The 22679-nt window shown below is 61.2% G+C and carries 22 protein-coding genes; 14 read left to right on the top strand and 8 right to left on the bottom strand.

Going from position 1 to position 22679, the window contains the following annotated elements:
* Nucleotides 1-79 precede the first annotated feature (79 nt).
* From AC06G8_RS16720 to ytvI, 4 genes are all read left to right on the top strand, one after another.
* Nucleotides 80-1198: an HD-GYP domain-containing protein gene (locus AC06G8_RS16720; protein WP_447663751.1), complete on the top strand. Its 1119-nt coding sequence runs from the start codon at nucleotides 80-82 to the stop codon at nucleotides 1196-1198.
* A 188-nt stretch (nucleotides 1199-1386) separates the two neighbouring features.
* The gene (gene yfkAB / locus AC06G8_RS16715) at nucleotides 1387-2511 is read left to right on the top strand and encodes a radical SAM/CxCxxxxC motif protein YfkAB (protein WP_447663749.1); all 1125 of its coding nucleotides are present in this window, start codon (nucleotides 1387-1389) and stop codon (nucleotides 2509-2511) included.
* A 100-nt stretch (nucleotides 2512-2611) separates the two neighbouring features.
* Nucleotides 2612-3964 (top strand): hemolysin family protein, encoded by a 1353-nt coding sequence (locus AC06G8_RS16710; RefSeq protein WP_447663748.1) that lies wholly within the window; start codon nucleotides 2612-2614, stop codon nucleotides 3962-3964.
* An 83-nt stretch (nucleotides 3965-4047) separates the two neighbouring features.
* Nucleotides 4048-5079: a sporulation integral membrane protein YtvI gene (ytvI, locus tag AC06G8_RS16705; protein ID WP_447663747.1), complete on the top strand. Its 1032-nt coding sequence runs from the start codon at nucleotides 4048-4050 to the stop codon at nucleotides 5077-5079.
* A 143-nt stretch (nucleotides 5080-5222) separates the two neighbouring features.
* Here ytvI and AC06G8_RS16700 read toward each other — a convergent pair whose 3' ends face one another.
* Nucleotides 5223-5945: a YwaF family protein gene (locus AC06G8_RS16700; RefSeq protein WP_447663745.1), complete on the bottom strand. Its 723-nt coding sequence runs from the start codon at nucleotides 5943-5945 to the stop codon at nucleotides 5223-5225.
* Between the two features lie 274 nt (nucleotides 5946-6219).
* Here AC06G8_RS16700 and AC06G8_RS16695 point away from each other — a divergent pair, with 274 nt between their 5' ends.
* The 5 genes from AC06G8_RS16695 to AC06G8_RS16675 all read left to right on the top strand — a co-directional run bounded on the left by AC06G8_RS16695 (nucleotide 6220) and on the right by AC06G8_RS16675 (nucleotide 10312).
* Nucleotides 6220-6651: a hypothetical protein gene (locus AC06G8_RS16695; RefSeq protein WP_447663743.1), complete on the top strand. Its 432-nt coding sequence runs from the start codon at nucleotides 6220-6222 to the stop codon at nucleotides 6649-6651.
* A complete protein-coding gene (locus tag AC06G8_RS16690; protein WP_447663742.1) occupies nucleotides 6602-8500 on the top strand; it encodes a transglycosylase domain-containing protein in 1899 nt (632 codons plus the stop codon). Before AC06G8_RS16695 ends, AC06G8_RS16690 begins: the two co-directional genes overlap by 50 nt.
* 534 nt (nucleotides 8501-9034) lie before the next feature.
* Complete coding sequence (locus AC06G8_RS16685; RefSeq protein ID WP_076356782.1) at nucleotides 9035-9250, top strand: spore coat associated protein CotJA; 216 nt, start codon at nucleotides 9035-9037, stop codon at nucleotides 9248-9250.
* Between the two features lie 9 nt (nucleotides 9251-9259).
* Complete coding sequence (locus AC06G8_RS16680) at nucleotides 9260-9535, top strand: spore coat protein CotJB (RefSeq protein WP_447663741.1); 276 nt, start codon at nucleotides 9260-9262, stop codon at nucleotides 9533-9535.
* 207 nt (nucleotides 9536-9742) lie between these two features.
* A complete protein-coding gene (locus AC06G8_RS16675) occupies nucleotides 9743-10312 on the top strand; it encodes a manganese catalase family protein (RefSeq protein WP_447663740.1) in 570 nt (189 codons plus the stop codon).
* A 97-nt stretch (nucleotides 10313-10409) separates the two neighbouring features.
* Here AC06G8_RS16675 and AC06G8_RS16670 read toward each other — a convergent pair whose 3' ends face one another.
* On the bottom strand, nucleotides 10410-10709 hold the full coding sequence (locus AC06G8_RS16670; protein WP_447663739.1) for a hypothetical protein: 300 nt from the start codon (nucleotides 10707-10709) through the stop codon (nucleotides 10410-10412).
* A gap of 134 nt (nucleotides 10710-10843) precedes the next feature.
* Between AC06G8_RS16670 and AC06G8_RS16665 the strand changes: the two genes are divergently transcribed.
* From AC06G8_RS16665 to AC06G8_RS16655, 3 genes are all read left to right on the top strand, one after another.
* Nucleotides 10844-11824 (top strand): DMT family transporter, encoded by a 981-nt coding sequence (locus AC06G8_RS16665; RefSeq protein WP_447663738.1) that lies wholly within the window; start codon nucleotides 10844-10846, stop codon nucleotides 11822-11824.
* A 97-nt stretch (nucleotides 11825-11921) separates the two neighbouring features.
* Nucleotides 11922-13046, top strand: a complete 1125-nt coding sequence (locus AC06G8_RS16660; RefSeq protein ID WP_447663737.1) for a phosphodiester glycosidase family protein — start codon at nucleotides 11922-11924, stop codon at nucleotides 13044-13046.
* Nucleotides 13047-13107: 61 nt separating this feature from the next.
* On the top strand, nucleotides 13108-13800 hold the full coding sequence (locus AC06G8_RS16655) for an HAD family hydrolase (protein WP_447663736.1): 693 nt from the start codon (nucleotides 13108-13110) through the stop codon (nucleotides 13798-13800).
* Between the two features lie 240 nt (nucleotides 13801-14040).
* Here the strand turns inward: AC06G8_RS16655 and AC06G8_RS16650 are convergent, their stop codons facing one another.
* The 6 genes from AC06G8_RS16650 to AC06G8_RS16625 are packed head-to-tail and all read right to left on the bottom strand — an operon-like array spanning nucleotide 14041 to nucleotide 21368.
* Nucleotides 14041-15582, bottom strand: coding sequence for a YheC/YheD family endospore coat-associated protein (locus tag AC06G8_RS16650; protein WP_480283344.1), 1542 nt, complete (start codon nucleotides 15580-15582; stop codon nucleotides 14041-14043).
* Nucleotides 15539-16231, bottom strand: a complete 693-nt coding sequence (locus tag AC06G8_RS16645) for a GNAT family N-acetyltransferase (RefSeq protein WP_447663733.1) — start codon at nucleotides 16229-16231, stop codon at nucleotides 15539-15541. The genes AC06G8_RS16650 and AC06G8_RS16645 overlap by 44 nt, the downstream gene beginning before the upstream one ends.
* Nucleotides 16232-16235: 4 nt before the next feature.
* The gene (locus tag AC06G8_RS16640) at nucleotides 16236-17396 is read right to left on the bottom strand and encodes a YheC/YheD family endospore coat-associated protein (RefSeq protein ID WP_447663731.1); all 1161 of its coding nucleotides are present in this window, start codon (nucleotides 17394-17396) and stop codon (nucleotides 16236-16238) included.
* Nucleotides 17396-18766 (bottom strand): YheC/YheD family endospore coat-associated protein, encoded by a 1371-nt coding sequence (locus AC06G8_RS16635; RefSeq protein ID WP_447663730.1) that lies wholly within the window; start codon nucleotides 18764-18766, stop codon nucleotides 17396-17398. Before AC06G8_RS16635 ends, AC06G8_RS16640 begins: the two co-directional genes overlap by 1 nt.
* A gap of 39 nt (nucleotides 18767-18805) precedes the next feature.
* A complete protein-coding gene (locus tag AC06G8_RS16630) occupies nucleotides 18806-19981 on the bottom strand; it encodes a YheC/YheD family endospore coat-associated protein (protein WP_447663729.1) in 1176 nt (391 codons plus the stop codon).
* Between the two features lie 22 nt (nucleotides 19982-20003).
* On the bottom strand, nucleotides 20004-21368 hold the full coding sequence (locus tag AC06G8_RS16625; RefSeq protein WP_447663727.1) for a YheC/YheD family endospore coat-associated protein: 1365 nt from the start codon (nucleotides 21366-21368) through the stop codon (nucleotides 20004-20006).
* A gap of 492 nt (nucleotides 21369-21860) precedes the next feature.
* On the opposite strand from AC06G8_RS16625, the gene AC06G8_RS16620 reads away from it, so the two are divergent.
* On the top strand, nucleotides 21861-22199 hold the full coding sequence (locus AC06G8_RS16620; protein ID WP_447663726.1) for a YlbF family regulator: 339 nt from the start codon (nucleotides 21861-21863) through the stop codon (nucleotides 22197-22199).
* A 107-nt stretch (nucleotides 22200-22306) separates the two neighbouring features.
* Complete coding sequence (locus AC06G8_RS16615) at nucleotides 22307-22588, top strand: hypothetical protein (protein ID WP_447663725.1); 282 nt, start codon at nucleotides 22307-22309, stop codon at nucleotides 22586-22588.
* Nucleotides 22589-22679: the final 91 nt, after the last annotated feature.

Raw genomic sequence — 22679 nt, 5'->3', positions numbered from 1 at the left:
TCGGACATGCCGATAAACGAATACGTATGCTCAGCATTATCGACTCGTGAAATTTATGGACGGCAGGAGCGACCTGGGAATGATTCTGATGCCTCTCAGCATGTGCAGGCCGGGGATGATACTGGCCAAGAAGATTCTCTCCGAAGAAGGGATCGTGCTCCTTGGAGAACGAATGGAGCTGACCGCCCGAATCATCGAGCGGCTCAAGGAATGCCATATCAATTTCCTTTATATACAGGATGAATTCACGGAAGACATCATCGTGCCGGAGCTGATCAGCGAAGACACGATGAGGGTAGCGATGACCGAGATCCGCAGCAGCTTCCGCCAGATGATGGACGCGCCTCCGCGCAAGCGGGGGGTCGCCTATCCCTTTGTCGGCAAGCAGCTTGCCGATGTGATGAACCGGGTCATCGACGATCTGACCTCCCATAAGGAATCCGTCGTCATGCTGATGAACATGGCCTCGATCGACCATTACCTCTATCAGCACTCGCTCAATGTATGCGTATATACGACCATGCTTGGAATATCGCATGGCTACTCCAGGGACAAGCTCATGATGCTCGGCATGGGAGCGCTGCTCCACGACGTCGGCAAGACCCGGATTTCCTCGGAGGTGCTCAAGAAGCCGGGCACGCTTACTCGAGAAGAATACGAGGAAATGAAGCGCCATACGTTGTACGGGCATGAAATATTGGCGAATGAGCCGAATATCCCTCCTCTCGCAGCTCTTTGCGCTCTCCAGCACCACGAACGGCTGGACGGAAGCGGCTACCCTCACGGGCTGGCGGGCAAGGAGATTCACGACTTCTCCAAATGGATCGGAATGGTGGATTCCTACGACGCCATGACGACCAACAGGATCTACCGGAACCCGATGCTCCCCCATCAGGCGGTTGAGGCGTTGTATGCGGGTACCGGTACGCAGTACGAGCAGTCGATGGTGCAGCTGTTCCGCGACAAGGTCGCGATCTACCCGATCGGCATGACCGTACGTCTGCAGACCGGTGAAGTCGGAGTCGTCGTGGATGTCCGGGCTACCTGTCCGCATCGCCCTATCGTGAGGGTGCTGCAGGATGACGTCGGGATGCGGCTGAACGCTCCTTACGAGATCGACATGAGCCTGCAGCTCACCCGCATGATCGCGGGCGTCAACGACGAGCAGCCGGAGGAGACCGCCGCTGTAGGCGTATAGCTTCGGGATTTGGCGGCCGGAATGACGGACGAAATCCAAGCCCCATGAATGAAGCCCATCGTGAGCAGGCCTCGAGAGAGGCCTGCTTTTATTTGCTTCCGAACGGCCGGGAGCCGTTTGATATGTCCAAGCCGTAGAAGTACAATAGACCCAGATGTCTACTACGAAGAATTAAGGTGCTGTTAGAAATGACTTCCAACCTGCAACAAACGTCAGCTCCCCTCTCTCCGGCCAACGATCCTTGGGATCCGCTGGAGAGCCTCGCCCGGCATGGCAGCCATGCGCTGACAAGCGTGGAGTTCACGGTCACCAATCTATGCAATATGCGCTGCGAGCATTGCGCGGTCGGCGACACGCTGACGATGCGGGAGCCGGACAAGCTGCCTCTGCAGCTTCTGCTCCGCCGCCTCGACGAAGTCGGGCAGCTGCGGACGATCAGCATAACCGGGGGCGAGCCGTCCTATTCGGAGCGCACGGTCAAGGACTATATCGTGCCTATTCTGCAGTATGCGCGCAGCCGGGGCATCCGTTCGCAACTCAATTCCAACGTGACGCTCGATTACGGCCGCTATGCCCTTATCGCTCCATATCTGGACGTGATGCACATCTCCTTCAACTATACTTCTGCGGAAGATTTCCATGAGGTCGGCTTCGCCCGTTCGGGGCATGCCGTGCCGAAGACAGCCGCGGTCCGCATGTACGAAAGGATGATGGACAATGCGCGCAGGCTCAGCGAAGACGGCGTGCTCGTGTCCGCCGAATCCATGATCAATTACCGCACCCATCGCAAAATGCCCGAAATCCACCAGCTGATCCGGGAGATGGGATGCGCCCGCCACGAGGTGCACCCGATGTACCCGAGCGCATGGGCGAGCGATCTGCCCGCGCTGTCCAAGGAAGAGATGAGGGCGGCCGTATCGGATCTGCTGGATTGCCGCGACGAATCGATGTGGATGCTGTTCGGCACGCTCCCGTTCTACTCCTGCAGCGATGATGAAGAGGACCGCAGGCTGCTTGCCAGGCTGCGCGGCGAATCCCGGGTCACCGTGCGCAACGACCCGGACGGCCGCAACCGTCTCAACGTCAACCTGTTTACGGGCGATGTGTTCGTCACGGACTTCAGCGATATTCCGGCCTTCGGCAATATCGGCCGCGACCGGCTGGACGATGTGTTCGGCCGCTGGCTGGAGCATCCGCTGAGCCGCAGCGTCAACTGCCACTGTCCGGCAGCCGCTTGCTGCGGTCCGAACCTGCTCGTGAAGGACATGTATTACCGGGATACCGACTTCTTGTCGAAAAAAGCGATTTTGTAGCCCTGCCGCGGCCGCGCCGACTGCTTCGGCGGGGCCGATTTCGGGGAATAGGGGTGAAAAAGGCTCCATGCCTGCTTACTATTGATGGAGGGTATCCGAAATGACCAAAGAATTCGTTCCTGGCGAAATTATTCTCAACCTTGCCCTTGTCGCCGTTCTCGTGCTGCTCAACGGATTTTTCGTTGCGGCCGAGTTCGCGCTCGTCAAGGTACGCTCGACGCGGCTGACGCAGCTGCGCTCCGAAGGCAACAAGAAAGCCGCATACGCGCTGCGGGTCACGCATCGTCTCGACGCTTACCTCTCGGCGACCCAGCTCGGCATTACGCTGGCTTCGCTCGGACTGGGCTGGGTCGGCGAGCCGGCCGTCTCGCATATGATCGTGGAGCCTCTGCTGTTCAAGTTCGGAGTCACGAGCGAATCGGTCATCTCGACGGTATCCCTGATCATCGGGTTCCTGGTCATCACCTTCCTGCACATCGTGCTCGGCGAGCTCGCTCCCAAGTCGCTGGCCATCCAGAAGGCGGAGGACGTTTCCCTCTGGCTGTCCGGACCGCTCATGTTCTTCTACAAGGTGTTCAAGCCGGCGATCGTCGTGCTCAACGGAGCTGCCAACGGCCTGCTGAAGCTGTTCGGCATCGCTCCGGCCAGCGAGCATGAGACGGCCCATACCGAAGAGGAGATCCGCCTGCTCGTCAACCAGAGCGCCAAGAGCGGAGTCATCGATTCCAACGAAATGAAGCTCGTCGACAATATTTTCGATTTCTCCGACATGGTGGCCCGCGAGGTCATGCTGCCCCGGACGGATATGGATTGCCTTTTCGCCAACCTGTCCTTCGGCGACAACCTGAACATCGTCTACCGCACCAAGCATACGCGCTATCCGGTCGGCCTGGAGGACAAGGATCAGATCATCGGGTTCGTCCATATCACCGACCTGTTGACGGCGGATGCGGGACGCGACCATAATGTGCGCGAGCTGATCCGGCCGGTGCTGAACGTGCCGGAATCGATGGAGATCAGCCAGGTGCTGCAGCTGATGCAGCGCCGCCATTCGCAGCTGGCCATCGTCGTGGACGAGTACGGCGGCACGGCCGGCATGCTGACGACGGAGATGATCCTCGAGGAGATCGTGGGAGAGATCCATGACGAATTCGACCAGGACCAGCCGAGCGTCGTCGTCAAGGATCAGGTGACGACCGTCGAGGGGCGCATGCTCATCGACGATATCAACGATATGTTCCGCCTCGACATCGAGGATGACGATGTCGATTCCATCGGAGGATGGCTCTTCATCCGGCTGGAAGGAAATCCTGCAAGAGGCAAGAAAGTCGTCTATGGCGAATATGTATTTGAGATAGCAGATTGCCAGCGACTTCGCGTGCTGCGCGTACATATCTACCGCGATCCCGCAGCCGAAGCCCTTCCCGCAGAGGCGGAGCAGGCCGACAGCTGAACCCTGAGAGGCTGGACACAGCTCTTGCCGGGGATGCGGCCGGGATCAGCCAGGGGCGCCGCACCCCTTGGGGAGAGAAGCCGATGTCTGTCAAAACCCTTGTTTTCATCGCAGTAGGCCTGCTGTTGCTGTACTTGAGCTTCACCGTGGGGGCTCCGTTCCTGCTCGCTCTCGTCGTCGCCATCTTCCTGGAGCCGCTGAACGGCCTGCTGATGCGCCGGGCGAGGATGAACCGGCTGTCCGCGGCGATCGTCTCCTGCACGCTGTTCACGCTTGCGCTGCTTGCGCTGGCGGGAGGCATCGGCTTCAAGCTGATCGCCGAGCTCATCGCCTTCTGGGATCGCGTGCCGGGCATGGTGGCGGATGCCAACCAATACTTCCTGCATACGACCGACAACGCCAAGGACCTGTACACGAACATGCCTCCCGATGCGGCGGCGCAGCTCGAGAAGGTGCTGGGCGGCCTGACCGGGACGCTGATGTCCGTCGTCACGGGCTTCTCCAAGTCCGTCGTCCAGTTCGCCTCGGGGCTGCCGGGAATGTTCATCTTCTTCATCGTGTTCATCGTAGCCGTTTACATGTTCAGCTTCAGCCTGAATACGATGCGCAAGTCATTCCTGTCGCAGTTCCACGAGGATTCCCAGCTGCAGGTCGGATCGGTGCTGGACAATCTCAAGTCGTCCATCTTCGGATTCCTGCGGTCCCAGCTGCTGCTAAGCCTCGTCACGTACATCATCACGCTGCTCGGCCTCGTCATTCTCGGGATCAACTACTCCCTGGCCATCGCGCTGCTGATCGTCGTCGTGGATATACTGCCGATTCTCGGCACCGGGTCCGTGCTCGTCCCTTGGGCAGCTTACCTCATGATGACGGGCCAAGTCGGGACGGGCATCGGCCTGCTGGTGCTGTTCCTCGTCATTACGGTCGTCAGGCGGATCATCGAGCCGAAGATTCTCGGAGATTCCGTCGGCATCGGCTCGATCTCCGCGCTGGTCAGCCTGTATGTAGGCTTCAAGCTGGTCGGCGTCATCGGCGTGTTCATCGGACCGCTGGTCGTCATCATCTACATGGCCGCCCGCAAGGCCGGACTGTTCAAGCTCCGGATTCGGCTGTAACGAAGGCGAAAGCCCGCTGCTCTGGCATAACCAGGAGCAGCGGGCTTTTTTGTGCGGCTGCTCGGGTCGATCCGCTTGCCTCATGGGGGAGGCATGAGCCGCGAATACTCCGCGCATCCACAGCCATGCGGATAAAGAAGCCTTCAGGAGGCGGCCGGCTGCTTGCTGTCCTCTGCACGGTTGATGCGGGCAAAGGGCAGATACAGCAGGAAGAAGAGCAGCAGCGCGACCAGCTCGAGCGAAAGGATGTACCACGGATAAGGACCGAGGACATCCAGCAGCGAGGAGGACGAAGGCTTGCGTGCAAGGAACATATAGTTGGCTCCCGTCAGCCTGTCGACGGCATAAACGAAGACGGCGATGACATTGACGGCTGCCCAGGCGGTGAAGACGGAGCGCAGCGTCGGCCGGAATCCTTCTACCCAGACCATGTAGAGGGCGGAGACGATCAGCAGGCCGTGCGCGATGAAAAATTCCAGGAAACGGAAATGTGGGTAAGCGTATGCCAGCACAGGCGTGGCCAGTGCCTGGAGAGCGCCACCGATCGCCGTGAAGTAGACGATGCCGAACAGAAAACGGCTGCGCAGCAGCAGCATCAGGACGGATAAGTACAAGGAGATGCTGCACAGCTCGAGCGGCAGCGTGGAAGAGGGGCTGTATACATCTCCGCGTACATACCAGACATTGAGCAGAATCTCGCATGCCGCCAGCAGCGCCGCCAGGATGAAGCGTCCGGGAGCCGGCCTCAGGGCGAGCTTGCGGCGAAGCAGATAGACGGCCAGCACGACGGCGGCAATGAGCAGCAGGCTGGCCAGATGGGCCGCCCCGAAAGGCGCGAATTTCGCTGTCACATCCGTTCCAAACATGAGGAACCCCCTTTTTGTATTTTTTTCCACCTATTGTAGCACAGCCCCGTACGCTGCGGGATTTGGGGGTTCCTTCTTCTGGCAGCGAACGGAATTTCGAAGTCCTCCTCCTGGCAGGGAAGGATCCCCGGGTTCCTTCGGAACGATGCTGGGAGATTCTTCTCTCGCGTGAATATTCATCTCCTGCCGGAAAGTTAAGAATTTCCTAAGCCGCATCTCCCGCGATTATTAAGAACTTCCTGGTAAGGTCGTAATCATAGGGAGGGATTGCGGCATGTCATTTGAAGCCATCCGAAGAAAGTTTTATCTCGCATGCGTTTCATCGGCCATTCTCAGCGGAGCTTGCGGATACTTGCTGCTGCGGCTGCTGAGATTGTTGACCCGGTCAAGCGGAATCGGGAGAGGGAGCCTGCCGGCCCGGTCGGCTGCCTGGATCGTCAATCATGTCGGCGCCAAACCGGCGCTGCTGATGGCATGTGCCGCCCTTTTTCTGGTTTTCTACCATTGGCGCTCCGGCAAGCTGCGGGAAGAGTATGAAGCCTGCCTGCCGACTGCGGAAAGGCTGCCGAAAGAGGCGATGATGAGAAACTCCCTGCATGAAGCGGAGAAGCAGCTGGCCGACATTCGGGGACGCATGCAGCGCTGGGAGCAGCGGAATGGAGAAAGGACGGACAAGTCCGATGCGCCGGATGAAAGGGAATATTAAGAAGCCGTGGAGCCGCCTTCCCTTATGGCAAAGCCGCTTCTGGTTCGATGCGGCTGCGGTTGCGGCAGCCTTATGCATGCTCGGAATCGCCGCGCTGCACTGGGCGGGAGACGCCGTCACGGACGGCGCGCGCGCACTTGGCGAGCCGGTCGCGCCCTCGCTTCTGATCGACCGCCAGGGCAAGCAGCTGGGCGTGCTGACGAGCCCGCAGTATGGATATCGTGGAGGAGAGCTGGAGCGGCAGCTCCCTCATCTGTTGAAGGAAGCCTTCGTGGCGACGGAGGACAAAAGGTTCTATTCGCATGGCGGCATCGACTTCCGCGCCCTGCTCAGAGCCGCGGCAGCAAATGTCTCCAGCGGCCGGATCGTCGAGGGAGGCAGCAGCATCACGCAGCAGCTCGCCAGGACGGCCTATCTGTCCAATGAGAAGAGCTTGCTGCGCAAAGCTCTCGAAATGGCCGCCGCGCTCTCCTTGGAACGGCGCTATTCCAAAGACGAGCTGCTCCGCCAGTATTTGAGCCGGGTCTACATGGGCAAGCAGCTGTACGGTGTGAAAGCGGCGGCTGAGCGCTACTTCGGCGAGTCGAGGCTGGAGCGTCTGGAGCTGTGGCAGATTGCGACGCTCGCAGCCATCCCGAAGGGACCGGCGCTGTACAATCCGATCGACCACCCGGAGCGCAGCAAGGAGCGGCGCCAAGTCGTCCTGCGGCTCATGCGCGAGCAAGGATATATTACGCAGCGGCAAATGGAGATGGCCGGCGCCGTCGATTACAAGGCGCCTGCGGCGCCGAAAAAGCCGGCGAGCGCTTCTCTCGCAGAAGCCGTCATCCGGGAGGCGGGGGAGAGAGCTTCGCTGTCCGAAGAGGAGCTGCTCGGCGGGGGATACACGGTTGCGGTCGGTCTGGATGCGGGCTTGCAGGCTGACATCGAGAAGAAGCTTGCCAGAGATGCCGATCTGCCCAAGAGCTCTCTCGGCAAGCCGGTTCAAGCGGCTGCCGTCGTGCTGGACAACGGGACTGCCGAGATCATGGCCTTCGCGGGAGGCAGCAGCGGGGCCTCGGGCGGATTCAACCGTGCGTTCGCCCGCCGCCAGCCCGGCTCGGCATTCAAGCCGATCTCCGTATACGGACCGGCGCTGGAGACGGGCTTGTACTCCCCGGAATCCATGCTGGAGGACCGCAAAGCCAGCTACGGCGGCTACGCCCCGACGAATCCGGGAGGGGTATACAGAGGAAGCGTCCCGATGCGGCAGGCCGTCCAGAATTCGATCAATTCCCCCGCGGTATGGCTCCTTCAGCAGATTGGGCTGCAAGCCTCGGTGAAATTCGCCTCGGGGCTCGGTATCCGGCTAGGGAAGGAAGACCGGCATCTGGCGATTGCGCTCGGAGGACTGTCTTCCGGAGTTACGCCGGTTGAGATGGCCCAGGCTTACCGGGCGTTCGCGGCCGGAGGAAGCTATGAGGAAGCGCATCTCATCCGCAGCATCACGGATCGGCATGGCAGAATCGTCTATGCCTTCCAGCCTGCCGGCAAGAGGGCGATGTCGGCGGAAACCGCGGCCGCCATGACCTCCATGCTGCAAGGCGCCGCCCGGGACGGAACCGGCAGGAAGGCGGGCTTGGGTCGAGAAGTGGCCGGCAAGACCGGCACGACGCAGCTGGAGGGCGGTCCTCCCGGATCGAGCCGGGATGCCTGGTTCGTCGGGTATACGGCACGTTATACCGCATCCGTATGGATGGGCTTGGACAGAGCCGGAGCGGAGTACATGACGGCATCCGGAGCGGATGCGGCCCGTTTGTTCGCCGTCATAGCCCGAGCTGTCGATTCGCGTCCAGTCGCGGGGAGATGAGGCTGGGCTCCCATATCGGGCATGATTGCCTGCATGCATCGGAATGGATGCCGAGCGTGCGGAACAAGCGGCTTCTATCGGCAGGACGATCATGCAGGCGGCTGGGAGCTGCCATCCTGCGATTCGTGCCGGGTCGCACGGTCTTTTAAAATTATGGCAAGTTGGAAAAGCCATCCTACATACCCTTTAAACGAGCATAACAGCAGGGCGCCGAATGTCCCGGCTTGACGAGCCGACGCGCCCAGGTCAGTCAGAAGGGATGATGGCATGAACATGCAGGCAGGCAGGCAAGGAGCGGGAGCTCCGGCTTCGTACGGCGCTGCACCGGGTCCATACGGCGGCGTCATCGGGAATCAAGGCTATTCTCCCGGAACCTATCGAAATGAGCCCGAGTTCCAGGCTTCTGTCCAGGGAGGCTATGGAGCTCAGGGCGGATACGGGAATCAAGGCGGATACGGCGGAAATCAAGCCCAAGGAGGGTACGGCGCCGTCCAGCCGGCAGGCTATCAAGGCGGGGAAATTCCTCCTCCGGGCGTGCCCGGAGCCGGATACCGGGAGTGGTTCCCGTTCCATGGTCCGTTCGATCCTTGTCCGCCCATTCAGGTGAAGACGTACGTCATCCCTCCCAACCAGTATATTCCCTATCAGCCGATGGGACTGCCTCAGTATCCGCTCGAGGAAGCGCTTAGGCTGGGCACGCTGTGGCCGGCGCTCTACAGTCCTTACGAATCCAGATGCGGAAGGAGCTGACCGGGATCTATGAGCGAGGAGAAGCAGGTGTTTGACATGGAAGCCTACTATGCCCAGTTGAGGGAGCTCCAGACGCTGGATTTCGCGCTTGTGGAGCTGAATCTGTATCTCAACACCCATCCGGGAGACATGCAGGCGATCCAGCAGTTCAACCAGCTGGCCCAGAAACGGCAGGCTTGCGCCCAGCAGTTCGAAATGCAGTTCGGTCCGCTCGTGAACTTCGGCAACAGCTACTCCCGTTACCCATGGCAGTGGAGCGAGACTCCATGGCCGTGGCAGGTATGACCGCATGTGTTCAGCAGGGTCGGAAATGCGGCAAGCAGGCAACATAGCCGGAGCCGGCTGTCAGCGCAGGTGCAGCGGGTGCGCAGCGTCGATGAGGGAGGAGCCGGCAAGGCTCCCCCTGGCGACGCGGGCTAAAGAGACAGCTGGGAATGAAGCGGAGCAGGACAAGGCAATAGCGTCTCATAACCGGGAAAGCGGGGTGGAACGATGTGGCTCTATGAAAAAAAGCTTCAGTATCCGGTTCGAGTAAGCAAATGCGATCCCATGATGGCCAAATTCCTGACGGAGCAGTACGGGGGGGCGGACGGGGAGCTGGCGGCGGCGCTGCGCTACTTGAACCAGCGCTACACGATTCCCGATAAGGTCATCGGAGTCTTGAACGATATCGGCACGGAGGAATTCGCCCATCTGGAAATGATCGCGACGATGATCTACAAACTGACCAAGGACGCAACGCCCGACCAGCTGAGAGCGGCGGGGCTGGGAGCCGATTTTGTCAATCATGGCGGGGACTTGTTCTACGAGAATGCCGCCGGAATTCCTTGGACGGCTACTTATATCGCGGCCAAGGGCGATCCGCTTGCGAATCTGTACGAGGATATCGCGGCAGAGGAGAAAGCCCGGGCCACCTATCAATGGCTCATCGATTATACGGACGACGTCGATCTGCAGGACAGCTTGAAGTTCCTTCGCCAACGGGAAATCGTCCATGCGATGAGGTTCAAGGAATCCGTGGAAATTATCAAAGCGGACATGGGCCAGAAGAAGATGTTCTGAACGAACTGCGACATATCGGAAAACGAGAAGAGTCTACAGGAACATAGGGAAAAACGCCGGGGGCGCTCCGGCGTTTTTTGTTTGGACGGCAAGAGAATCAGCGGTCGAATATGGAAGGGGGACGGTGTCCGCCGCCATGGAAACCGCCGCCATGGAAACCGCCGCCATGGAAGCCTCCCCCTCCGTGGAAACCGGAGCCGCCGGGACCGAAGCCCGGGCCATGGAACCCGGGACCGAAGCCGGGGCCGTGAAAGCCGGGACCGAACCCGGGACCGAATCCAGGACCGAACCCGCCGATCGGGTACTGAATGGGGAGAGGAACAACTTCCGGATAGGGCGGATAAGGGTAGGGGTACGGATAAGGCGGGTAGCCGGGACCTACAGGTACAAATGACATGCGCATGCCTCCGATGGATTAAGGATGTTATAGCCTATGCCGGCACGGGCGGAACGGACACTGGCCTACTTGGCCGAAAAGCGGTTTAATAGCATTAAAGCGATTGAGTTGTGCAAAAAGGGAGGAGAGCCGTCATGCGTCCTATCGCGCTCGGCGCCGCATCGGCATTATTGTTCGCGGTCACGTTCGTGCTCAACCGCGGGATGGAGCTTGCGGGGGGCAGCTGGCTCTGGAGCGCATCGCTCCGATATTTCTTCATGGTTCCGCTGCTCATGCTTCTCGTCGGCGCGAGAGGCAGGCTGCTTCCCCTGTTCCGGGAGATGAGGCTCAGGCCCGGCAGCTGGCTGCTGTGGAGCTTTGTCGGCTTCGGGCTGTTCTACGCCCCGATCTGCTATGCGGCCGCCTATAGTCCCGGCTGGCTGACGGCGGGGGTGTGGCAGATCACGATCATATCCGGATCGCTGCTGGTTCCTTTCTTCTATGAGACGGTCATGACTTCGGAAGGAGCCCGCAGAAGGCGTCAGAAGCTTCCGCTGAGAGGACTTGCGTTGTCATTGATCATCCTTGCGGGCGTCGCGCTGATGCAGATCGGATATGCGAGCCCGCTGGACGCCGGAGAAGCATGGCTGGGGATCATGGCTGTCGTCGTGGCCTCCTTTGCCTATCCGCTTGGCAACCGCAAGATGATGGAGCTCTGCGGAGGCCGGCTGGACGCCTACCAGCGAGTGCTGGGAATGACGATTGCCAGCCTGCCTTGTTGGCTGCTGCTGGCCGCGCTCGGCTGGTCGATGGATGGACCGCCGTCCGGCGGCCAGCTGCTGCAGACGCTGCTCATCGCCGTGTTTGCCGGAGTGGCGGCTACGGTGCTCTTTTTCCACGCCACCGATCTGGCCCGACGCAGCACGGAGAAGATGGCTTCCGTCGAGGCCACCCAATCCCTGGAGGTGCTGTTCGCGGCGGGAGGAGAGATGCTGCTGCTCGGAAGCGCCTATCCTTCTCCGATTTCCTGGATCGGAATGATCGTCGTCATGGCCGGAATGGTTCTGCACAGCTATGCCTCCCGCCCGCGAAGCAGCTCCTTGCGCGCGGATAGAGCCGAAGCCAAGGAGGGATAGATGAACCTTGCCGCAGCAGCGGCGCTGCTTCCATTTATTCCTGAAACTTTCATCCCGCTCCCTTCGTCTGAGTCGTTGACTATATGTGGAGAGAGGGATGACGTTGGCGCAATTAGCTTCCCGCTCGCAGGCCCGCAAGAAGCGGAGCCGCAAGAAACGGGGATTTTTCGCAAGTCTGTTCCGCCTGTGCCTGATGTTGTGCGCGGCCGGAATCGTCGCATCCGGAGCTTTGGCCGCATGGCTTTTCTATACCCCCAGCGGAAATGAATACCGCTATCTGGCGGCGGATACGCTGATTACGACGCAGCATCGCATCTGGGCCAAGTATCTCATCGGCCAGGAGGAGCTGGACAAGCGCGTCGCCTCCTACCAGCAGTCCTTCGACAAGATGGGCCAGGAGGCGGATCATCATGAGATCATGCAGCCGGCCGGTTCGTCGACGGCTTCCGACAAGCCGAAGGAGCTGGTCACCGTCGAGCCGATATCCCGCAAGTCCTTCAAGGGCTTCGTGATGACGGTCAGCGATCCGACCAAGATCCGGCTCGGCATTCCTGCCGCCAAGGGCAAAGGGGAAAAGGTCACGAGCATGGTCAAGCGCTACGGGGCGATCGCGGGAGTCAACGCCGGCGGATTCGCGGACCCGAACTGGAAGGGCAACGGCTTCCAGCCGATCGGAGCCGTCATTTCACGCGGCAAGGTGCTCTACCAGGATCTCGACAAATCCAAGAGCACCCAGATCGTCGGCCTCGACAAGAGCGGCAAGATGATCGCCGGCCATTACACGCTGAAGCAGCTGGAGGATTTGGGCATTCAGGAAGGCGTCACGTTCCAGCCGCGCATCATCGTGAACGGCAAGGGGCTCGTCAAAAACCATGGCGACGGCTGGGGCATCGCTCCCCGCACCGCGATGGGCCAGAAGGCGGACGGATCGATCTTGTTCGTCGTCATCGACGGCCGCCAGCCGGGCTACAGCATCGGGGCGGATCTGTACGACGTGCAGAATATCCTGCTGGATCACGGCGCGGTCATTGCGGCCAATCTCGACGGCGGCTCGTCCACCGTGCTGGTGAACGGCGGAGAGATTGTCAACAATCCGTCTTCCCAGCATGGCGAACGGTACTTGCCGACCGCGTTCCTGGTGTTCGACGACCCCGATGCGGTCAGCATCCCCAATGTATGGCAAGGGCTGAAGCCGGGAGACATCGACGCCTCCAAGTGGTAGGTTGCCTATTGCGGGCGCTTCCCGTATGATGATGGCAATCAATCAGGCAAAGGGTGGGAGCATGGCGAAGGAAATCGGCATCAATAAGCTGTTCAGGCCCGAAGCGGTCATTTTCGATATGGACGGCACGCTGTTCCAGACGGAGACGCTGCTGCGGCTCGTGCACGGAAGGCTGTTCGGCACGCTCCGCGACGAAGGCTTGTACACGCAGCCTGAACCGCCTGTCGAAGCGCTGCTCGGCTGTCTGGGCATGCTGCTGGAGGATATATGGCGCAAGCTGATGCCGGATGCCTCCGAGGCGGCGAGGCGGCGCGCGGACGTGCTGATGCTGCAGTACGAGCTGGAAGGGCTGTCGGCCGGGGACGGGCTGTTGTACGAAGGCGTGCCGGAGACGCTGGCGGAGCTGAAGCGGCAGGGCATCACATTGTTCGTCGCCAGCAACGGCCTCCAGGATTATGTGGAGGGCATCGTGCTGCATAAGCGTCTGGACGGGCTGTTCGCCGGACTGTACACCGCTGGCGGCCGGGGAACGGCTTCCAAGACGGATCTCGTGCGTCTGCTGCTGGAAGAGAACGGCATCGGCAGCGCCTGGATGGTCGGCGACCGCTCCTCCGACGTGCAGGCGGGAGCCGGCAACGGGCTCGCCGTCGTCGGCTGCGCATACGCAGGCTTCGGCGACAGCGGCGAGCTGGACGGCAGCGACGTGCGCATCTCCGGCTTCGCCGAGCTGCTGGAGCTGCTGCCGGAAGCTTGAACCGCATACCGAAAGCGGCATCCCATTGGGATGCCGCTGTTTCATTCCGTCTGTTGGAAGGAGCTGACATTCCATGATGGCTGTTGAAGCTGGCGATGGCGGATCCTTGGTCAATGCGAAGACAGGGACTGAGCAGCGAGACACCAGGGACCGAGCAACACGAAGACAGGGACAGAGGTGCAGCTAAAAAAGGAGTCGAGCACGGTTTTCCCGTGTCCGATTCCTTTTTGCATGAGAGGCCTATGATTCAGCCGGACCCTCGGCAGACATAGAGCCCGTATCCGTCTCGGCCGCCGCTTCAGAGGGCGGTTCAAGTTCCGTCGCTTGGCTTTCGGGCGTCCAGTCTTCTTCCGGCTCCGGAAGCCGTTGGACGGAACGGACCACCGGCCGGTCGGCGGCCAGAGGCTTGCCGGGCAAGACGGGGCTGCGCCTCAGGAACCCGCCCGGAACCCGGACGCGCGCCTGGCCCGTTTTGCCGAAGCTTTCTTTTGCCGAAGGCTCCCTCCGGACAGAGAGGCTGCCGGCCTTGCCGCTATCGACGGGAGTTGTTTCGGAACGGCCTTTCCGCTGGTCAGCCGGACGGATTCCCTTCGTCCGGTCGCCGCCCGCGCGCCTGCCAGCCTTGCCGGAGCCGACGGGACGGCTGTCCTTGGTGCGGCCGCCCGACTTGCGCTTCGCCTTGCGGTTATAGAGGTACAGGGCATATTCAAGGGGTTTGACGATCGCCCGGTCGTAGGTATCCGGATCTCCGCTCTGCTTGAACACTTCGCGTGCCGGCTTGGGATTGACCTCCAGCAGCCAGATGCCGCCCTGACGGTCGATCGCCAGGTCGAGGGCGAGCTCGCACAGCCTGCCGTACTGCCTGCCGTACTGCCGTTCCAGATATTCGGCCACTTCGATCGAGAACTGCTCGGCCTCGAGCCTGATCTCGGATGACTGCAGTCCTTCATCGATCCAGGAATCGAGCAGCTCTTCCATTTTTGCCGCCTTGCCGCCGCCGTGAAGGTTGGAGGTGATGCTGCCGGCCGCTCCGATCCGTCCCGCGCAGCCGGTCGGCTCCCATTCGCCGCGTCCGTTCTTCTGCACGAGCATCCGGTAGTCATGGACGCGTCCGCTCGGAAGCTTCAGCTGGATGCCCTGCTGGATGATATAGCGTCCTCCGCCGAGTCTCCAGGAGCTTAGACGGTTCCGAAGCCCGTTCGCGCCGACTTTCTGGGGCCGGATGATCTTCCGCGACTGGTCGCGTCCCTGGATGGAATACATGCTGCCGCCAAGCTTTTCGATCCGCAGGATGCCGCGCCCTCCTGTGCCGTTGATCGGCTTCAGGAAGACGAGCGGATGCTTCTTCAGCATGTCGGTCAGATCCCGGTGGGAGGCGTACATCAGCGTCTGGGGCTGCTTGTTCTGGAAGCGGGGCTGCGACTGAAGCGTTTTGTATATCTTCCATTTGTTCCTCAGCGGCCGGTTCAGGAATCCGAGATGCCCGTAGCGGGAGCGGAATTTCTTCAGCTGCTCGAACCGGGGCGAATTCTGGATGCGGCAGCGGTCGAAGATGAGATGCGGAAAGGCCGACCGGCGCCGCGACCATATTTTCGTCGAAGGGTCGTAGAACATGGCATTGATCCGGTTTCCTTCGTAATCGACATCCGCCGGGGTGAACACCATCACGTCCATGCCGAGGCGCTTGCCCGCGACGATCATCCGCTGGTAGACGGGCCTCTCCTCGAGCTGCTTCTGGTTATTGAGGTATAACGTTAAAATGCCGAGTACGGGTCGGGCCACTGTCATCTCTCCTTGATGCGTCCGGCGGTCGGCTTGTTCCCCCCGGATGTTGGATAAGCGGCGAAGCCGGCCGGGAACCGGCCGTTCCGCTTCGAAGCCGCGGGGAGGCTGGGCTTCCGGGCCTTGCCGCGGACGGAGGATCCGCTGCATGAGCGGCGGCGGCTTCCGCTGCGGCAACCGGCCAAGCAGCGCTTTGGAACAGGAGCGTCGCCTTGCCGGTTGGGCCGTCCTGCAGGGATGTCGCCGCAAGACCGGCGCGGAAGCACATTTTCATGCTCGCGGTATTGTCCGCGGCGACTCTGCAGGAGAGATGCCCCCAGCGCTCCTGCAGCGCCTTCAGGAGCAGGCTGCCGGCTCCGCGCCCGCGCAGGGGAGGGGCAACGGCGACAAGGCAGGCCTCCAGGCCCGCCTCGCGGGCGAAAGCCGCGCCCGCCGTCTTGCCGTCTTCCGTCGTGACCACGGCGATCGCGGCTGCCGGCGCAGACCGGCTGCCGCCAAGCTGCCTCGGCTCGAGATCGGCCGGCTGCAACGCTTCCAGCGCGGCGAGTCCCGCTCCGGTCAGCCTGCCGCTGCCCCAAGACTTGATGAGCCGGATCAACCGATCCCGGTGACAGCTCCACTGCGCCGGTGTGAGCAGCTGTACATTCATATGCTTATGCGCCTCCAACCTTCCCCTGTTTCGGCGAGCGCATCAGGTACGATCCGTATTGGAAAATGCGCTCGAGCGATTTTTTGCGGATGTGGGGCTCGTCGAACTTCATCGGCTTGGCGTTGGCTTCGAAAAACCACAGGCAGCCTTCCGCGTCGACGCCGAGATCCATCGACATTTCGCCATGGCATTGCCCGCTGGCTTTCTCGATCTGCCGGGCCAGCTGCACGCAGGCGCTCTTTGCCTTGCTCATGAGCTCGCGGGCCTCCTGGGTGCCAAAAGCATGCTGGAGCAGCTTCTCCGGATCCTCGATGCTGCCTCCTCGGGGAACATGGGTCGTGATGCTTCGGGAGCCTGCGAGGCGGGCGCCGATGCCGGAGACGGCCCATTGGCCGCTTCCGTTTTTCTGCACGAGCGCGCGGAGGTCGAACCGGCGCTCCTGGTACAGCGCGAGATCGATGCCCTGCTGAGCGATGTACGACACTCCGCCGCTCTCTCTTAGAATACGCGACCACAGCTTGCTTATCGTCGCGCAATTATACGTGCTGCTTTTTTTCTTTTGCTGGATGCGCAGCCGATAAGGCAGCGTCTTGCCCTCCATCACCCGGATGGTCATGATTCCCTTGCCTGCCTTGCCGCTGACCGGCTTCAGGTAGAGATAGGGATGCTGGCTGATCATCCGGCAGAGGCCGGTGACCGAAACCATTTTGCGGGTGGACGGAATATAGCGCTTCGTCGCCTGGGATTTCTTCAGCCACTCGAACAGCTCCCATTTGTTGAAGAAGGAAGGATTGAAGACGCCTTTGATCCGGGGATGCTGCTGGCACAGCCGGATCTTTTGCTGCACCTTCGGGCGCATTTCGTCCTCGCGCTGGGGAATCCGATTGTAGACGAGGTCGGGGAAGGGGAAGCGACCCTTGATCCATTCCCCCGTCTTGTCGTTCAAGCCGTAGCCGATCAGCATCGGATCGGTGAAATTCAGGCTTTTGCAGGGCAGGACATAGACGGTGAAGCCCATATCGCGTCCGGTTTTGGCCACGTCGGCGAAGTTTTCGCGATTGCCTCTGAACCCGAGCAACCGATCCGACATCGTCAGGATAGCCAGAACCGGCCGCTTGGAAGCGAGCTCGGCGGGAGGATAGCCGGGAAATTGCTCGAGCTCCATCAGCTGTCCCTCCCTCGGAAGCGGCTCAGGTACAGGCAATGTTCCAGAATATATTCCAGAGAGGCGCGGCCTTCCGTCTTCAAGGCGGGATGCTTGAAAATGGACCGTCCGGGCTTGGCGTTGGCCTCGAACATCCAGACGTCGCCCTCCTTGTCGATGCCGATATCCAGACCGAGCTCGCCCAGGCGGTGAGGATAGTTGCGCTCGATTGCCTCCGACATCCTCACGGCTACTTTTTTCGCTTTCTCGAGCACTTCGCTCGTCTCTCCGCCGAATGCGCGCGAGAGGGCGCTTGCCGGCGTCATCAAGGAGCCGCCGTTCTTGATATGCGTCGTGACGCTGCCGCGTCCCGCTTTTTTGGCCCCGATGCCGGCGGTCACCCACTCATTGCGGCCGTTCTTGTGCATGTGGAAGCGGAAGTCGATCGGGCAGGAGTCGATTTCCACGAGCCGGATGCCCTGCTGCACCACATAACCTCCGAAGGAGCTTCCGATGCGGGCATGAAGAGTCTTCATGAGTCCCTGGAAGGTGCCGAAGCGCAGCAGCACGTTTTTGCCGCCGCTGCGGTAGCGGGCGAAATAGCCTTTTTTCGGCTGGTAGGTGAGACGGTAGATGCCGGTTCCGAGACTGCCGCCGGATGGCTTGAAGTAGACGAAGCTATGCTTGCTCAGCAGCTCCTTGATCTTCTCCTCTGTCGGTGCGGATACCGACTCCGGCAGATGGCGCAGCGCCTCGACATCCTTGTCGAGCAGCTTGTAGACATCGGATTTATTGAAGAAGCTCCAGTTGAAGAAGGGGATTCCCTTGCGCACGAAGCGTTCGCGGAGCGTGGAAATATAGGTGCCGGTCTCGGCCTTGCGGCTCGGCAGGCGGTTGTAGACGACGTCCGGAAGAGGTACGGTCTTGCGGTACCAGCCGCCGTCGGCATTCAGGAAGTAGCCGTTCACCGTTTCCTGCTGCCAGTTGATGTCGCGCGGGGCGAACCCGAAGAAGTAGGCTTTCTTGTCTCCGATGCGGATCAGTTCCTTGATGAAGCCGGTGCGGGAGCCGAACGGCATGGAAGAGGAGACATAGCCGTCGCTCAGAATGCCGACGAGCGGCCCGAATTGCACCTCGTCTTCGTTCGCGTGCAGCATGAACACGTTGCCGGACTTAGGAACGCGGATGTGCTGGCGGATGGCGGAGCCGAGGTATACATGGTTGCCTTCCCTTTTGACGGACTTCACCGAGGCCGTCACCGTTTCCCTTCCAAGCCTGATCGACAGCTTCTTTTTTCCGGACAGCTTCAGCGACCGGTACAACGGTCCCGACACATAGACCACCCGGTCGTTCTTGCCGGAGAAATGCACATTGCATAAAGTAAGACTCATGAGGAACCTCCTGGGCGTTCTGTCGCTAGGGTAACGGATCTATGTCAATGGATGATGATTCAACATGCGGATGAGGCTGCGTCCGGCGGGCGTAGGACTCGGTCCCTCGCATAGGAGCCGGGCATAGAGCAGCGGTCGTTCCACCGCCGTGCGGGCGGTTCCGCCCGCGAAGCCGGAAAAGGCTTCGCGCCCCGGCCTGGAGTTCATCTCCAGCAGCCACAGCCTTCCATCCGGCTCGACGCCGAAGTCGAGGCCAAGCTCTGCGAAGCGGCCGAAAGAGCTTTCCGCTGCTTCGGCCGCTGCCAGCGCCAGCCTGTCGATGCGGGCTGCGACCGCGTCGGCGGCAGCAGGCCCGAGCTGCATGGACAGACCGTCTCGGGCCGGAATCGCTTCGCCTCCTCCGTGGAGGTTGGAGGCGACGCCTCCGGGCCTTCCCCGGCGCATCGCTGTTCCCGTCAGCCGCCATTCGCCGCGGCCGTCCTTCTGGACGAGAGCGCGGATGTCGAAGGGCCGGCCTTGGCGGTCGCAGAGCGGCAGGCAGGGCTGGACGACGTAGCGGGCGCGGCCGGCCAGCCGGCAGATCAGCGCTGCGGCTGCGTCCAGATCCGGCTGGAGGCTGCGGAAGGGCCGGCTGCCGCCGTCCCGGCCTCGAACGAGCCAGCCGCCTTCGGCTGCGGGAGCCGCGCTGATGACGCCGCGGCCTTGCATGCCTCCGTCCGGCTTGAGAAAGAGGGATCCGTATCTCTCGGCTGTCTCGCATAGCGCCTGCCTGCCGGCCAGCGGACGGCATGGAGGCACGAGCTCGGCGAGCTCGGCGCCGCTGCGGCGAAGAGCATCATACTGGGCGGATTTGCCGGGCAGCCAGCCGTTCAGGACGACATGGGGCTGCAGGGCGGCCAGCCGGCTCAATGTGTCCCTGTAAGGGCGGGTGCGGCCGGCGACGAGAGGGCCGCAGCGATCGTAGATGACGGCAGGCCAAGGGACTTCCCTTTCGGACCAGCCGCAGCTCTCCCTTACATAGCCGGTAAGAGTGCCGCTGTCCGGATCCAGGCCTCCCGGAGTGAACACGTACAGATTCACTCCGAGCTCTTCGGCCCGGCTGCTGAGGGCGGCGAGAAAGCTGTCTTCCGGAAACGTCCTGCGCTGCTCCCGGCCGCCCTCTCCTTCATGGATATCCGATACCAGGACGCCGACGCTGCTTCGGTTGCCTCTCATATGGACCGCCCCCTTTATTCCGTCAGAATCCCGCCAGATAGCGGGAATACTGGATCATGTTGCGTACCGAAGGACGGATCTTGCCTTCGTTCAGCGGCGTGTTGTCGTTCTTGGAAGGCTTGGAGTTGACCTCCAGCAGCCATACCCTGCCCCCGGTATCGAGGGCCAGGTCGATGCCCAGCTCGCCGAAGTGGGCCGGTATCCGGGCGTCGATGCCTTGCGCAATATCGAGTGCGGCTTTTTGCAGCTTGGCGCCGGCGCCGGCCTTGTAGCCGGGAGCCAGATTGCTCCGCGCCACCGCTTCCTTGACCCGGCTGAGCGTTCCGCCGCGGGCGAGGTTGGATACGAAGTGATTGCTGCCCGCCGTACGGGCGACGATGGAAGTCAGCGCCCAGTTGCCGCTATGGTTTTTCTGCACGAGCGCCCGGAAGTCGACGGGCCGCTTGCCGATATCGATGAGGGTGAGGCCTTGCTGCAGCTGGTATCGCACGGTTTTCAGCTTGCCGCCCAGCGAGGAATACAGCTTAGCCAGGCTGGGATACGATTGGCGGCGGATGCCGGCCGGCGCCGTATAGGTGGCCAGCACGCTTTCGCCCTCGAGCTTGCTTACCCGGATGATCCCTTTGCCGAGGCTTCCGCGCTCGGGCTTGAGGAACAGGACGGGATGCCGCGGAGCCATCGACTTGAGATCGGCATAGCTGCGCAGCAGCCTGGAATCCGGGAGGTATTTGGCCAGGCTGCTTTCATGCCCGAGAGCGCCGAACACCTCGTTTTTATCTAGAAACTTCTCGTTGAACACTTGAGTTCCATATCGTGATTTCGCTTCTTTGAAAAACTGCTGCACCGAAGGGCGGTTCTCCAGCTTGCGCGTGGTAAGCCGGTTGTAGACCACATCCGGTACGGGCATGCTGGTTTTCCGCCAGCCGCCGTTGTAGACCCACCCCTCGATGCGCGAGCCCGATACCGCCGCATCGGGAGTCAGGAAGTAGACGGAGGCGCCTTGAGCGGCGCAGGCATCCACCAGCTCCCGGCAGAACATCGTGATCGCCCCGAATGGCCGATCCGTCTGCTGCGGATAATCCCGGCTGATGAGGACGCCGATCAGAGGACCGAACGACAAGGTGCTCGAGCTCTGCTTGTAGCTCGATCGCAGGACGGCTCCTCCCGGTATGCCCATTTGGCGGGCCAGCGAGGCGCCGATTTTCATGACGTCGCCTTTGCCTCCGGATGAGATGCGCACCGTAGTCCGGAACGAGCCGAACTTCAAGGTGACAGGGTGGCCGGGCGACAGTTTGTATTGCTTGACATAAGCATCGCCCAGCAGGATGGTATCCTCGGCCAAGGTGCCTGCCTGCGGCACCTGGACGGTGATTTTGGATTTAAGCATCGAAGAATCTCCTTCCAGAGCGAAGGGTAGTGCGGGTTGGCGGTCGGATGGGTATTGGTGAATGAAACGGATTAATTCATCATATGAGGACATCTATACCTTGGTGATAGGCGCCTCCAATAAGGACGGGGCGTTTCGGCCTGATTGGGCGGATGCCGGGGCGCGGAGGCGCGCAGTCCAGTCCGCAAGGGACAGGCTGCTGTATGCTTGCAGCGAGGCCGCTAAAAGTAGCGTAAGGCGCGAAATCGTTCTGGAGTAACGGATGTGGTCGCCTTTGTCCCCGGATTTCAACCGTTAAAAGCGGCAGAAATCAGAGAAAGCTGGGGACAACAGCGATCGGAAGAATGATTTCCGTCTGCAGCGACACATTTTCAGTGACCTCCCGCGCATCGATACCTTTTTCAGCGGCCCGCTTGCAGGGGCCATGCTTTTTTGCCAGCGCCTCTTCCATGATGGTATGATGGGCGCAGGAAACACGAGGGAGATGAAGCCATGAACGTATATGACCGTGCTTACGAGCTGGCCCAAGCTCTGCAAGGCAGTCTGGAGGCCAAGCAGGTCATGGAAGCCCGCGCTGCGGCGGACCGGGATCCGGATGCCCGGCGGATGCTGGCCGACTTCCAGCGGCGCCAGGTCGAGCTGCAGCAGCGCATGATGGGCGGCGAGGAGCCGTCCGCCGAAGAGCTGGACGGCCTCGGCAAGCTGTACGAGCTGCTGAGCCTCAATCCGCTCGTTCAGGACTATTTCGAGGCGGAGAAGCGCCTTGGCGTCGTGTATGAAGACGTCAACCGGATCATCGGCAACTCCATGCAATCCGTGCTGCTTCCTTAACGGATCCTATTCCTATTCCTTCTCCCTGGAGGGCATGTTCGTCCGCTCGTCCGCATAGGCTAGACAGACAAGCAGCCTACTAGGAGAGTTAGGGGGAAGGATTGCGGATGAATTCCGGCAAATGGAAGCATGGAATCTACCTGCTCGCGGCGCTCGGCATGCTCCTCTATGCGCTGCCGCGCCTGGAGCTCGGCAGCCCGTGGAGCTTCGCCACGGTGTTCGGGGTGTTGTGGTCGGCGCTGGCTCTGCTCGTCATCGCGGCCAACCTGCGCGTCCTGATCAGCGACCGCGAGCGGGAACGCAGGCGCGTAGCCGCCATACGACGGCAGCGGGCGATGCAGAACCGCAAGCTGCTGGAGAGGAAGCCTGAACGCCGTTACCGCGGCTGAGAGGCGGCAGTCTTCGGGGGACGAGAAAAAGACCGGATGCAGGAGCTGGAGCCAGCTTTCTGCATCCGGTCTTTTTTGGCTTCTGAGCCGG

The sequence above is a fragment of the Paenibacillus sp. SJS-P3 genome (genome assembly GCF_056711585.1).
This window is presented reverse-complemented; position numbering and strand designations above follow the sequence as displayed.